Source organism: Candidatus Liberibacter asiaticus, from assembly GCF_000590865.3.
In the GTDB taxonomy this organism is placed as follows: domain Bacteria; phylum Pseudomonadota; class Alphaproteobacteria; order Rhizobiales; family Rhizobiaceae; genus Liberibacter; species Liberibacter asiaticus.
This window is the reverse complement of the sequence record NZ_CP010804.2, coordinates 788,851-804,017: the sequence shown is the minus strand read 5'-3', so window position 1 is coordinate 804,017 and position 15,167 is coordinate 788,851. Positions and strand designations below refer to the sequence as shown.

Here is a 15,167-nt window from a genome sequence, read left to right as displayed (position 1 = left end):
ACGTTGTACCAATACATGCAAAATGATAAATTTCACTCTGTATAAAATACTGACAAATATTTACTAGTGGCTATCCTCACTAATACACTAATAGAACAAGTCAGAGCAACGCACAAAAAGTTATTTCTCTCAATTGTAGAAATAGATCATACCCCAAAAAATGTTTTTACTGTTTTGTCTAAATATTTCCGATAAATCGACGACCATACTCAAAAATAAGGGCTATACGGACTACAACCCTATAGAATTGAAAAACCCGCCCATCTAGAACATCCCATAAAAACAATCCGATACCGTGTGAAATCTTTCCCCAAAAATAGAAAGGATATCCTGTCATATTCCCCTAAACTAAAATTTCTTATTGCTATTCTTGATGCTACAAAATGGATGGGATGCCTGGATTCGAACCAGGGATCGCGGTACCAAAAACCACTGCCTTGCCACTTGGCTACATCCCAATAAAAAGACTCTTATAAGATCGGAGACCTTCAGGAATAAAGATCAACAATCATGCCTAAATGAATCATCTACTATCTAATAAAGTTTTGACCCCATGTCTGTCAACATATAGCAATAGTATCTTGTAGTTTTTTTGGAAAGTATTTTCAACTATTTACATTCTAGAATTGGAATTTTCCCTTTATAACCTGAAATTATTTCTTCATATGAAGCCACTATCCACCTAGATATTCCAAAAGATACGCAGTTCCAACAATCGATAACCTATTCATATTCCCCTACGATCTTTGATGACAAGTATTACCTAGATATCATCACCTCATTTCAAAATAATTATAGGCGGTTTCCTAAAATTACTTGAAAGCACCATATATTATCAGGGAAGCTATTATTTTCCCACGCTTCTCCTATGGGGCGCAGAACCCTAAAAATCCAAAGCCATCACTTAGATTTTACACCATTCCCTAGTGGGTTATTCCATCCAGTATCAAATATTATACTCCACTTAAAAACACTAAAATGTAACAAGCCCCAATTCATTCAAGTATTCCTTGACTTGTTATTTGCTGATAAGATATTCCGCTAGATTGGCATTTTAATTTCTTCAGCAAAATTACTCCATCACCACAATAGATTCAATCAAGTGATTTTTTTAACACTCGCTTAATTTTAAGAGCTGTCTTAATCCCTTCTCATATCGACTAATAGTTACTCCTGTAACTCCGATAAATTCCCCATACTAAGTTTTTGTGTAATGGGAGTTCTTCTCTGATCTATTGCAATCTCTTTCCTATGGCTAAGGATATTGCTGCGTTGTTGATACGACGAACGACTGGCGAAATTGAATGGCAAGAGGTCTACATAGAATTCTCCCCTACTCCAACTGATTTCAAAAACCATTATCCTGATGAAAAGTTCGCCATCTTCTTTCTCAACGAAGAAGGATTCAAACAAGCTAAAAACGACTGATCCACCATACGCATACAGAAAGGCCAAAAAACCAAACAAGAGTGAATTCATAGCAGAAAACTATTCTCATCTCCTTCCAAAAACGATTTAAGAAACCGCATCGTTCTTCAGCTCAAAATCAGCTAGTAAGCATTTCCTAATGTGTGAATACGTGTTCATTGCGACTCTCCTCGCAAGTCAATCTGGCCGGTCACTGCCGCCGCAATAAATGATGAACGGCGTTCTTTAAGCAAAACGATGCTTTGCTCGATCTTTTCTACCAAAACATCAATGCGAGCTGTTTCTACATTGATTACATTGGTGATATCGAACTGTTCTTTGATTGGAGGAACAAGGACAGGAAGCCTTTTGACATCCTCAAACTTCAGTGATTGTCTTAACCCGCTACCCATTGCATAAAATACTTTGCAAAGATCATATGACCGCATTAGCCATGCTAAATAGGTGGAATCAATGCCGTGAGGTTTGACTGCCATATATGCAGAAGTGATTATTCCTCTTTCCATTACTTGAGCTGATCGCAGGCTGCGTTTATCATTCTGCAAATCAATAAACCTGAACACAATTTCACCAGGATCGACAATCTGATAAGTTTCATAGGATTCTGGCTTTAGCCCCATATTTCTCGTTTCTAGCTTCTGGATTATGTTGCCATAGCTAAGCGACAAGATATTAGATTCAATGAGTTTTGTATTTTTTCGATTGAGCTCTGTCACTAGTGCAAAGAATGGCTTTACCTCCCAATGGTCCGGCACTAGCCCGACCCACTCAATCCCTGAATCTTTCATCTTCACATCGGGATTTAACCCTTTTGTCACTATATAAGAAACGAGCGCTTGCTTCTTTTCCTTGAGCAGTTCAATGAAACGGATTCTCTCGGTAATGAGGGTATCAATGCGAACCGTTTCGGCTATGATTTTCTCCCGTATTAGTACTTGTTCAGCAAGCGGAGGTATAGGCATTGGAATATTGCCAATACCTTTCCAATCTGCATGAGACATTGTAGCTCCTTCACAGATCGCTTCAATACGCTGTGTCACATCGATGGATAAAAGCCAGCCTTGGAGCAATTCTGGCAAAACATCTTTTGGTTGGAGTACTAAAAATTGTGTCGAACATATACCATCAAAATCAGCAATAATTGCCTTACGCAGGTAGGGTCCTAGCTTCCCATAGAGTATTTGACCTTTCGCAAAGATACTAACAGTAGAAGTATCAGATTGACGAGAATTACCATCTTTAGGAAGGTATTTACCCGTTCCAGATTCAACATCCTCTAATCCTATATAAATAATGTCTTTACCAGATTCTGAAGTCCTTCCCGTATTTAATTTTGTAAACCTTTTGATAGGAACGACTTTCCAATGCTTGGGTATTGCCCCAATCCATTGAACCCCAGAATCTTTATATTGTGGGTAAGCTTTATAGTGCTTCACTCTGTCGCCATCTCTTCCAATAAGGTTGCAATTTGAGCTTCAACTCCTTTGAGTTCTGCATCAATATCTTGCAGTTTACGCGACGGTTGATACTGGTAAAAGAAGCGATTAAAGTTGATTTCATAGCCTACGCGTCCGATCTCTTTATCTTTCTCGTCAATAAAAATTTTATCGATATAAGCATCTGGAACGTGTGGCGAGACTTCACGAACGAAGTAATCCTGAATGGACTCCAGATAAGGCACATTTTCATATTCTGTTAGATTCGTATCTGGGATCCATTCACCATTGACATCAGTCACCGGATCGGCTCGGGGATCTTTACGCCCGAAAGCATTAATAAAAGCGACAATAAAGGACTTGCTAGCTTTCACCTTCAATGTCTTAGCTTCGTTGGACTTAATGCTCTCTTTGACAAAACTTTCCGCCCAGCCATAAGGATAAATTTGCTGCATCATCGGCTTAAGGATATCCAACCAGAAACTCTGATGTAAGGGCGAAAGTTTACGCCACGTAATATCCGCTTCCAATCTCGCCAAACCTGTTTTATCTAATATAAAGGACATACGCAATGGGCGCAGCACTTTGATACGACGATAACCAAAGGTACGATAATCCAGCATTCGGGAAAATTTGCCGTTCTCCCTTGATACATAAATATCCAGAATCTGGCGTCGCTGATCATCGTTAATAATGCGACGTTTTTTTCCCTCGTTGCGAATAGAAGTCCATAAATCAGTAGCATTGATCAATTGAACCTTACCCCTACGCTCCTCCGTTTTCCTATTAGATAAGATCCAAAGATAGGTGGCAATATTAGTCCTGAAAAACAAATCCGTTGGCAATGCCACAATGGCTTCAATCAAATCATTTTCTAATAGCCAACGACGAATTTCAGACTCACCAGAGCCCGCTCGACCGTTAAACAACGGAGAACTGGACAATACGATAGCGGCACGACCACCACCGTTTGGGGGAAGTTCCAATTTATTTGCCAAGTGCATTAGGAAAAGCATGGAACCATCGCTAATCTTGGGTAATCCTGGTCCAAACCGACCTAATTCGCCGTTTTTGTGTTCCTTTTCGACAGCATCCTTGTCTTTTTCCCATTTCTTACCGAAAGGTGGATTAGAGAGGCAATAATGAAAACGCTTTCCTGTGAACAGATCTTTAGACAGCGTGCTTCCCTGCTGAATGTTTTTGGACAAATCACGTCTAGGATCTGACTCCAAACGGCGAATCAGCATACCAGCCACGCACACAGCGTGAGTCTCCGGTTCTAGCTCCTGTCCATGTGGAACTAGAATCGGAGGAATTTTATGATGACTACCACAATCGGCAACGTGATTCATCGCATCGGTCAGGAATCCACCTGTACCACATGTCGGATCATATAATGTGCGAATCATCCCAGGGCTTTCTTTAAATAAAGCATCATCAGGATCAAGTAATAGCGCTGTTGCAAGATGCACGACGTCGCGAGGCGTCATGAAATCTTCTGCACCTTCACTTACCTCAGAACCAAAGCGTCTTATCAGATGCTCATAAATGTTACTCATCACACGATCTGGCACTGTGTCAGGATGCAACTCAATTCCAGAAAAATTCTTGCAAATTTTGTAAAGTAACCCTGCTTTTTCTAAGCGCGCAATTGTGCTGGAAAAATCAAAATCTTCAAAAATAGCTTTAGCATTATCCGAAAAAGAAGCAATGTAACTTTCAAGGTTATTACGAGTATTAGTGCTACCAAGTGTTGAAAGAGAATATTCTGAGGTATTGTAGAAAGAATAGCCAGCAACTTTGACAAAAGATTCTAAATCAATATTAGAGCCCCCGAAAGCAAGATATTTCTCCCTGACGGCACTTCGCGTTGGTTCCAAAGCGCATTCCAACCGACGCAACAATGTGAATGGCAAAATGACTTTACCAAAATCAGTGTGCTTAAAATCACCCCAAAGGTCTTCTGCATTCTTCCAAATGAAATTAGCCAACGACGCCGCAGAACCTGTGAACTCAGTCATTCTGATCTCCAACTATTCCACATCATGAGATGCAGTTAAACCTCACGGCATTGAGTCTAATCCAAGATGGTAGATGATACAATACTTGGCTGTCAACCAAGTTTTCCATAAAAAACAATAAAATCCATTTCGCTCTACTCTTAGTTTCTAAACCTAAGAATTGAAAAATAGCAGTATTTTCATGATCTATTGTTGTTCTATAATATGAAAGATTATAAGGACACTCTCCCTCGTACTGTGTGCATTATGATTTATTGAAAACAGTATAATTGGCACCGTTCAGAGTATATTATAGAAATAATAATCCGAAATCATATTCTCAATAATCTTTTCACTATATAGGTAGCTTGACTTCTTAACATCAACTACCTTTAAAATTAATATTCTAGAAAGAAAAAAATAAAGGAAATACACCAATGTTTCCGTTTACATTAATGCAATTTTGCTGCTACGCTACGCTCATCCTCGACAAAAAAATTTTATATTATGCCAAATCTCAACAGATCTAAAAAATGAACGATACCTATTGCTTTTTGACAATCATCCACAACCATAAGAACAGAAATATTGTGTTGCCGTAAAAGTTGCATAGCAACCGTTAGAAGAGTATCCTCCAAAATAACCTTAGGATTTTTTATCATAACATCTTCAACACTGAGTGTATTTAAATCTTTGTGAAAGTTTCTGAATATGTCTCCTTCAGTTATAATACCCTTCAACTTTTGACCTTCATCAACGACTGCAACACAACCAAATCTTTTCTCTGAAAGAATAGTAATAGCATCTATTAATGGGCAACCAATCTTCACAAGAGGAATACTATCCCCTGAATGCATGACATCGGACGCACAAACAAACAACGTGCCTAATTTTCCACCTGGATGCAAAACATAAAAATCATTTTCTGAAAAATTTCGCGATTCCAGAAGCGCTATTGCCAACGCATCTCCTATTGCCAATTGCATAATAGCAGAAGTTGTCGGAGCCAAACCATGTGGACATGATTCAGGTTCTTTCGGCAATGTTAGAACAATATCTGCATGACATGCCACAACTGATTTATTTTCCGATGTGATAGCAATTAATGGAATAGAAAATCGACGTGCATAATATAAAATAGCCTTTAATTCATCACTACTCCCACTCCACGATAGAACAATAATCAAATCATCTCGCGTGATCATACCAAGATCACCATGACTCGCTTCGGCAGCATGCACAAAAAATGAAGGAGTTCCTGTAGAAGCCAATGTAGAAGCTAATTTTGAACCAATATGACCACTCTTACCAATTCCAGTAATAACAACACGACCTTTAATAGCTTTGATTTTTTCTACAGCACAATGGAATTGAAAAGATAATTCCCCTTGCAAAGATGATTCTAAAGAACTTAACCCTCTCTTTTCTGCTATAATGCTTCGAAGAGCACATTGAACAGTTGAATTCTTCATAAGGCTATGACCTTTTCTTGTAACAGATTTAAAATGCGAAAAATAAAAATGCAAAAAAAAATATGAAATAATTTTCTCAAATTGCATTAAAAATAAAATAACAATTACTCTAGAACAATTGTGCTACTCCCCTCTTATCAACCAATGAATGCCCTTGGTAACATCAACTTTTTAATAAATATCTAAACGCTTTATTTACTAAAAATAGCAAAAAGAATCGTAATCGTGGTTTTAAAATTCACCTTTACGAATACAGGACAAATCTTTCATCTATTTTTACAAATATTTAGTTAAAATTCTCAATCAACATTGGGAAATATCATTATAAACAGCCTAGAATGAATAAAACTGTACACACAAGCAATGCTGATGTCTATCACTACAATAAAGTATGATAAATTACCTATTACTTTATTGGTATATCTTTTATTTTTATTGTATTTTTTCATATTTAAAGCATGAAACTACTCTGTGCTATCTTGCCCTGAAACAGGTATTTTGGAAAAATAAATCATTTTTTACAATCGCCCAGACATTTTTCCAAAGCCTTCTATCATGGCTTCTTGAGATTCGATTTGATGAATCTGAATATGAACTTCATGCAGGATAGAAATCAAGATAGCAGTCTTTTCTGCCTCTCCTTTGGCGGTCACTTGAGCGATTTGCTTTTCAATTTCTTCTTTTTGGCGAGATAATAACCGAAAACGTTTGTATAATGCTAAAGCTTGTTGATACCCTTGCCGCACATCTACAATATTTGCTTCAGTGGTTGCACTCCAAAGCCCTGCATCTCGAACTTGTCTATCAAGCTGTTTTAATAGTTCACCGAAACCACGTTCACAAAGTCTTTGATGTATTTCTTCAGGCAAAAAATATTTTTGCTCTACAAAATCACTAAATAAAAAAGACCATAGTTTTTGCAATTCATTATTATCATAACGAATATCAGCTAATTCTTGATATTGTTCTTGCAAAATCGCTGGATGATTAATCAAAGTTAATAGCAACGCCGCTTCTCGCAAAGATGGTTTTTTAGAGAGTTTTCCTTTTACAAGAGAGGACTGCATTAATCGTTGTGAGGGCCCTTTTTGATCTCTATGTCTTGCATTTTTTTTCCAATATCGACCATATCCAGAATGTTCTGTTATATATTTCTGAAACAACTGCTGAAGACGATCTCGTATAGCTTGAGAATAATAATACCTTAATTTTTGATCTTTAATATGATTAATGCAATTTTTAAGGTGTATTTCTAACTCAGCACGCTCATCAGGAGTATTAAAAGAACGATTCTCCGTTTCACGCTTCCAAAGCATATCAACTAATGGCAATGATTCGACGATGAGTTTTTCAAAAGCTGTTTTACCATAACATCGTATAAAACTGTCCGGATCTTCTCCTCTCGATAATAAAACGAAATTAACTCTGTTCCCAGGTATTAAATGACATAATACAAGATCAATAGCTTTATAAGCAGCACGCAAACCAGGATCATCACCATCAAAACATAACACTATACGAGGAGATAACTTCCATAGAAGACGTAATTGATATTCCGTCAAAGCGGTGCCAAGAGAAGAAACAACATTTTGTACGCCAGCCTGACACAAGGAAAGGACATCCATATAACCTTCAACGAGTATGATAAAAGAAGAACTATTCCGGCGCACATCTTTTCTTATTGATTTTTGAAGATAATTAAGAGCTCCGAAAAAATTATACAGATTCTTACCTTTATGGAAAAGAATTGTTTCCGGTGAATTAAGGTATTTAACGCTCTCCCCTTTTGAAAGAGTACGTCCTCCAAAAGCAATAACTTGTCCTCTAGAAGACCTAATAGGAAAAATAAGACGATTTCGAAATCTATCATAAGAAGTAGCACTATTGTCCCCATCAATTAAAAGACCTGCTTCAATGATTTTTTCCTCAGAAAAACCTTTTTGACGGAGATGTTCTCTCAAAGAGTAACGACTATCTGGAGCATATCCTAACTTAAACATTTCTATCGCATGAGAATCGATTCCACGTTCATCTAGGTAATAATGCAATCGCTTATCACGTGCATTTTTCAAAGAATGATGAAAAAAATCAGTAGCTACTTCTATAAGCCTGATTAAATCCGTTTGTATTTTTTCTTTTTTTTCTATCTTAGGATCAACAACCGGTAATGGAACACCTGCTATTGCCGCTAATCTTTGTACAGATTCGATAAAAGAGCATCCCAATAATGCTGATAAAAAACTAAGATGATCCCCTTTTACATGACAACTGAAACAATAATAAAATCCTTTACTATCATTACAGTGAAAACTTGGTGTTTTTTCATCATGGAAAGGACAACAAGCCCAATAATCACCTTTTACAGCATTCGTCTTTCTTCGATCCCAATCAACATACTGACCTATTAAATTGGAAATAGGAATATGAATCAAAAGATCTTTTATAAAATCACGAGGATAATTCATATTTTTATCTACTTTTGGAATATCATAATTCTTATTCTATCCCTAAATGCTAAGGACATACTGAAGAAAAAGAGTTTTACGCTGAATTATTCATTATGTATTACTTGAACGACCTTGGTTATACCCGTAATATGTTCAAGATCAAAGGCAATTTCTGGCGATATAGGATAGTGATCCAGCGTTATTTCTATTTCTATTTTTCCTTGTGATCTCAAAAAAATCAGACCTATCTTTCCCTGTTTATCATAATTTTGAGTTTGACGATTTTCAAAATATTTATGAATTTCTCGAAGGGGACTGCGATCTTGAAGGTATACCCGCAAAGAATCCAACATCTCCATGGATTTCTTTTCTAAAGATTCCACCCACAATAGGCGAATCGAATCTCTTTGAAGTGATAACTTATCTTCTTGAGAAACAACAATAATATATGGTTTCTTTTCTCTTAATAAACGAGGTTTTTCCTCTTCTAATTGCTGTTGTTCCTGTAATGATAAAAAATTGGGGTCTTCTTCTGCTTCTTGCAGCTTCATTTCTATTGCATGATCATAACAATCTTCAAGAAATAAAAAATCATGATTCCCATCTGGCTTCTTTTTTCCCTTTCTATTATTATTTTTAGGGAAAAAAATTGCCTCATATTCCTTTGCTGGCTCAGAAAAAGTCACCCAACCTATTCTACTCCCCTTGCGTGTCTTCTTTTGCTGTTTCGATACCACCATTGCTGCTAATCGGATATTATTACCCCTGATAGTAGCAACGCTTTCCTCATAACCCTTAATACCCATTTTCCGTAGTATTGGCTTATACACATCAAGAGGATGTCCTGAAAAATAAAAACCTAATACCCGTTGTTCATTTTCAAATCGCACAGAAGAATTCTCAACTGAGAATTTCTCCAAAGTAATTTTGTCAGAAAAAGTTCCCTTCTCATGAGCAAAAATATTTTCATGCTTGTTTGTACGATTTTTTTCAACCCACTGCGCATACTTTTGAATATTATCAAGAGATTGTAATAATTGCATACGACTATATCCAAAACAATCCAACGCTCCTGCAAAAACTAGACTTTCTAATACCCGACGATTTAATTTCTTTGAATCCACTCTCGAGCAAAAATCTTCTAAGCTATCAAATGGTTTGTCGGCAGACGCTTCCATAATATGACGTGCTGTTGTCGTTCCTACACCTTTAATAGCAGCCAAAGAATAATAAATACGATTATCTCCCACCTTAAAATCTACACATGGGGTGTTCACCGATGGAGGCATAATTTGAATGTTAAATTGACGTGCATCCTGACAAAATTTCTTAATTTTTTCTACATTATCCATTTCTAGAGTCATGGAAGCGGCTAAAAATTCAACAGGATAATGCGTTTTCATCCATGCGGTTTGATAAGAAATAACCGCATAAGCAGCAGCATGTGATTTATTAAAGCCATAGTCTGCAAATTTCGCTAATAATTCAAAAATATTCACAGCTATTGTTTTGCTTATACCATTTTTGCTTGCTCCAGAAATAAAACGCTCTTTCTGTTTATCCATTTCTTCTTTAATTTTTTTCCCCATTGCCCGACGCAAGACATCTGCTTCACTGAGAGAATATCCTGAAAGTAATTGAGCTATTTGCATAACTTGCTCTTGATAGATAATAACTCCCTGGGTTTCTTTGAGCATAGGATCAATTAATGGATGAATAGAAACTATTTTTTCTTTTCCATTTTTTCGATTATTATACACAACGATATTGTCAATTGGTCCCGGACGATACAATGAAACGAGAGCTATAATATCCTCAATACAATCCGGTTGCATACCTTCCAAGGCTTGACGCATTCCAGAACTTTCCAATTGAAATATACCTAAAGTGCCTTTTGTCGTTAGAAGATGATATGTCTCGTGATCATCAAAAGGAATGAGTGATAAATCAACTTTTACTCCCCGTTGAGCGAGAAAATCGAGGCTTTTTTGTAATAAAGTAAGCGTTTTAAGACCCAGAAAATCAAACTTAATTAAACCAGCTTTTTCAATCCATTTCATATTAAATTGTGTTACTGGCAGATCGGATCGTACATCACGATACATAGGTACTAATTGTGATAATGGACGATCACCAATGACAATACCCGCTGCATGAGTGGAAGCATGTCGATATAATCCTTCTAATTTTTGAGAAATTTCAAGAAGACGATCCACAGAAGGATCAGCTAACCTAGCCTCTCGAAAACGAGAATCATCGGCAATAGCTTGAAGAGAAACAGGATGCGCCGGATCATTAGGTATTAACTTACAAAGACGATCAACCTGAGAATACGGCATTTGCAAAGCTCGCCCCACATCACGTAATGCTGCCTTAGCCTGCAAAGAGCCAAAAGTAATAATTTGAGCAACTCGTTCATGCCCATATTTGTTTTGTACATATCGAATAACTTCATCACGTCGATCTTGACAAAAATCAATATCAAAATCTGGCATCGACATCCGATCTGGGTTCAAAAAGCGTTCAAAGAGAAGTGAAAAACGTAAAGGATCAATATCAGTAATTGTCAAAGCATAGGCAGTGACAGAACCTGCTCCTGAACCACGTCCAGGACCTACCGGAATATTGTTTTTTTTAGCCCATTGTATAAAATCAGCAACGATCAAGAAATATCCTGAAAACTTCATACGTGCGATGACATTCAACTCAAAATCAAGACGTTGTCTGTAATCTTGTGCATGGTATCCTTTTGCTATGGCACCTTGGGCAAGGCGTACTTCTAATCCTGCTACTGCTTTATTGCGCAACTCATTTTCTTCTTCTTTTTGAATATCATCACATTCTTTTTCAATAAAACGTGGCAAGATCGGTGCATGTACTTGAAGAATAAAAGAACAACGCCGAGCAATTTCTACTGTATTTTCTAAAGCTTCTGGTAAATCCGAAAATATAGAGACCATCTCAGAACGATTTTTCAAATAGTGATCAGGCGTGACTCGTGGACGATCTTTCTGAGACACGACAGTTGAATGTGCCACTGCCATCAATACATCATGAGCTTCGTAATCTTCTTCAGATAGAAATAAGGAATTATTAGTTGCAACCAAAGGCAATTCATGCGTGTATGCTAATTGAACTACCTGACTTTCACGATAGCGATCGTATCCCCGATGACGCTGTAAATTGACGTAGAGACGATCGCCAAAAAGCTTTTTAAAAGTAAGAAGCCGTTTTTCTGCTACTTGAGAACTATTGAAAAAAAAAGCTCTATCTATCGGACCAGAACTCCCACCTGTTAACATAATAAGGCCTTCTGTCCCTATCTCTTGCAACCAAGACAAACAAATACGAACAGATTGTTTTCCCTGATCTAGGAGATACATACGACTGACAAGCTCAATTAATCGCTGATATCCCTCGGCAGTCGATACTAAAAGAACTATAGAAGGAACAGTTGGGAAAGGTGTTTTTCCCTGATTAGTCATTTTTAAATTATCTTGCATATCAATATCTAGTTGACAGCCGATAATAGGCTGAATGCCAGCAGCACAAGCTTTTTGCGAAAACTCCAATGCACTAAAAAGATTATTTGTGTCAGTAATCGCAATAGCAGGTTGTTGATCTGCGGCAATTTTATCTAAAATATTATTTAAAGAAAGAGCTCCTTCCAACAAGGAATACGAAGAATGCACTTGCAAATGTACAAAACTAGGTGATTTTTCTAAATATTGTGTCAAGGGTAACTTTCTTTCTTTTGAAAATCTACTAATGAACACCACATTTTAAAGATACCCTGAAAATATGCTACATTGACACATTCATAAAACATACAAATCAAATCTCTCATGCATTGACGTCGTTAGGATAGAAAAATCTGCAACAAACAACAATTTTCATTGTTACCCATAAGTTAGTATCCCTTATATCATATATTGTTGCATAAAATTAGATATTAACCTCTTGTACTATGCAAATATTTCCAAAAGCGATCTTGATATGAAAAATAACCAATACCTCCTTACCCCGTGTATCATGATACAATCAGAGTTGTAATAAATCACGTATAAGAGTTGGAAATAATCCCTAAACGAGATATATTTCAGAGGTACAACAACATTAAACTTGCATGCACTTAATAATACAGCATACCTTTGCCTATTTATTATACAATATGCGTTGTTTTACCATCTCTTTACCAATGCGTAAAAAGGCATCATGTAGCTTACGTGAATTTTGCACTGAATAAAACCTGTCTGGCGAAGCACAGTTCTTGAGAAATTGATCAGCAGCCTCGGCTTGCACGCCAATTGCATAAACTATTGCCCCCCTTCTTTTTGCTTCATTACAATAAAAAAGGCTTTCTTTATTGTCTATATTTGGAGAAGAATTTTCACCGTCTGTCAGAAATATGATATATTTTTTATAATCATCATGTCCTTTTGCGATATGTTCCAATTTCTCTTTCGCGTCAAAAATTTTATTATAAGCATATTCCAATCCAGGAGTTGATTTTGTAGTAGAACCAAATATAAGACGGTTTATTTTTTCCTGAATATGTTGCACTCCCCATGCTAACGGAAAAGTTTGTACTATTTTGCTGGAAAATGTCACCAATCCGCTGCGAACAACGTTATTCACATCCGGAATTGATTTAATTATATCCAACATTTCCCTGATAGATCGTGTTGCAACACCTAGCTTGTCCATACCAGGACCAAAATGGTCGTTCATAGACAGGGAAACATCCAAAACCATCATCATATCTAATCCAATATCAGATTTAGAACTTATTTTTACAGAGCTCGTTATCAGCAACGGGGCATGGCTACTATTTGCACACCAAGGAAAAGTACAAAATATGAATGGCATCTCATATCGAGAGACCGCTGATAAATTATAATCTTTATGTTGATCATCTATGATGATACTAAGTGATGTCGATCGCTCTATATTATTGATATCTTGCGCAAAACCGTTCTCTCGCAATTCGTTTCGAAAATCCGTTTGCCAAATATTCTTTATTATTCTATAGCTAAAATCATTTTTTTGTTTCTTTCCATTGTTACCATTCTCTTGATTTAATATTTTTGTCGCTGTATACAGGAGAGAATGATCTAGGATGTAGTGTAGTTTTGCTTTCACAAAAAATTTATGGGATGTTTCAATAACCAACCCCATAACAATAAAAATCACAGGCAGAAGAATAGCCGTTAGTATCGATATGCTTCCTTTACAGTTGTAAAAAAAATTTCGAATATTTAAAAAAGACATCAGCAATCCATATTCTAAATTCTAATTATTTTATCAATAGTACGATATAAACTATAATATCTTATGGATATGAACTATGGATGTAGATTATATGGATGAATTAATTTTACTTGTAAGTGATTTATAGCATAAAGCGGTAGTGAATGATTTTCTATTTAGAGGAACATTGGTCGTCTATGAATTCTTATGATTTCCTATCGCCTAGCCGTTTTATCCATGCATGAGTTCTTATATTTTTTGCAAGCAGTACTTAATTAGGGAGTGTTTTTCCCCTCTTTTAAATTATCCGACCGCTATGATACCCACCGATCAACTCCTGAATTCTATACAGCTCATCTTTTTTTATCTTGAATAGCTCTAAGCCTTTTGCCTATAGCAAGCGGATTATAGGTTTTGCAAGTTTATGAATTTTTGTAATTCCGATTTTTTTCTAGACGCCATACAGTCAATCTAAAGAATTTCCTATAAACGTAGCATGGTTAATAACTTGCCATCCTGACAAAGAATTGCCTCTCCACAGACTCAATGACCATACTTTTCAAGTTGATCACAACATTCAGATCTCTATCGTAAACTGCTTAGTACAAAAAGCCAAGAACGTCTTTTTTCTGGGATCGCCCGCCATGCATATAACTGTCACCTGAACTTAAATACGCTCATATCTACAATGAGAAGCAAACCAAAATATTGGTGCATCATTTCACATATATTCAAATTCTCAATGCCAGTAGTGTGAAATCATCGCATGAGGTGAACTTATTCATAACATCAGAAAACAAGGTCACAATACAAGCATGCATCTTGGCAAGATTCAATTTTTAACCTTGCCATAATTTACTGAACGTTTGAAAACTGACGCGTCCTAGCACCTCGAGATCATCTCTCCCGTGGAAAGCAGTACACTGACCTCTATCTCACACCTTGGCTGTCGTCTTTTAAAAGATGTGAATGTCTGTCTGTCGTATCCGCTATGATTCTAACAAATCAACAGTCATCCATGTGGGAGACCATCTCTGACATAAATTTACCACCCTGTGCATGTGCATCCATCCAAGTTTGGGAATATATATTGCGTGGAGTTTCGAATTCGCATTTGAACTAATCGTTAGTAAC

Annotated in this window: 7 protein-coding genes and 1 tRNA gene; all 8 read right to left on the bottom strand. The window is 36.7% G+C overall.

The genetic code is table 11. The features are described from left to right. Nucleotides 1–384: 384 nt before the first annotated feature. Nucleotides 385–458: transfer RNA gene (locus CD16_RS03650), tRNA-Gln, on the bottom strand. 709 nt (nucleotides 459–1,167) lie between these two features. Then, nucleotides 1,168–1,479 carry a hypothetical protein gene (locus CD16_RS05655; protein WP_015824924.1) on the bottom strand — a complete coding sequence of 104 codons (312 nt, stop codon included), beginning with the start codon at nucleotides 1,477–1,479 and terminating at the stop codon, nucleotides 1,168–1,170. A 104-nt stretch (nucleotides 1,480–1,583) separates the two neighbouring features. Further along, complete coding sequence (locus tag CD16_RS03640) at nucleotides 1,584–2,864, bottom strand: restriction endonuclease subunit S (RefSeq protein ID WP_015452673.1); 1,281 nt, start codon at nucleotides 2,862–2,864, stop codon at nucleotides 1,584–1,586. Then, the gene (locus CD16_RS03635) at nucleotides 2,861–4,885 is read right to left on the bottom strand and encodes a type I restriction-modification system subunit M (RefSeq protein WP_015452672.1); all 2,025 of its coding nucleotides are present in this window, start codon (nucleotides 4,883–4,885) and stop codon (nucleotides 2,861–2,863) included. The genes CD16_RS03640 and CD16_RS03635 overlap by 4 nt, the downstream gene beginning before the upstream one ends. Before the next feature lie 479 nt (nucleotides 4,886–5,364). After that, entirely contained in the window at nucleotides 5,365–6,336 is a 972-nt protein-coding gene (locus CD16_RS03630; protein ID WP_040055321.1) for a KpsF/GutQ family sugar-phosphate isomerase, read from the bottom strand. A gap of 518 nt (nucleotides 6,337–6,854) precedes the next feature. Beyond that, the gene (gene dnaG, locus CD16_RS03625; protein WP_015452670.1) at nucleotides 6,855–8,801 is read right to left on the bottom strand and encodes a DNA primase; all 1,947 of its coding nucleotides are present in this window, start codon (nucleotides 8,799–8,801) and stop codon (nucleotides 6,855–6,857) included. An 86-nt stretch (nucleotides 8,802–8,887) separates the two neighbouring features. Then, nucleotides 8,888–12,520: a DNA polymerase III subunit alpha gene (gene dnaE, locus CD16_RS03620; RefSeq protein WP_040055306.1), complete on the bottom strand. Its 3,633-nt coding sequence runs from the start codon at nucleotides 12,518–12,520 to the stop codon at nucleotides 8,888–8,890. 418 nt (nucleotides 12,521–12,938) lie between these two features. Beyond that, the gene (locus CD16_RS03615; protein WP_015452668.1) at nucleotides 12,939–14,054 is read right to left on the bottom strand and encodes a vWA domain-containing protein; all 1,116 of its coding nucleotides are present in this window, start codon (nucleotides 14,052–14,054) and stop codon (nucleotides 12,939–12,941) included. Nucleotides 14,055–15,167: the final 1,113 nt, after the last annotated feature.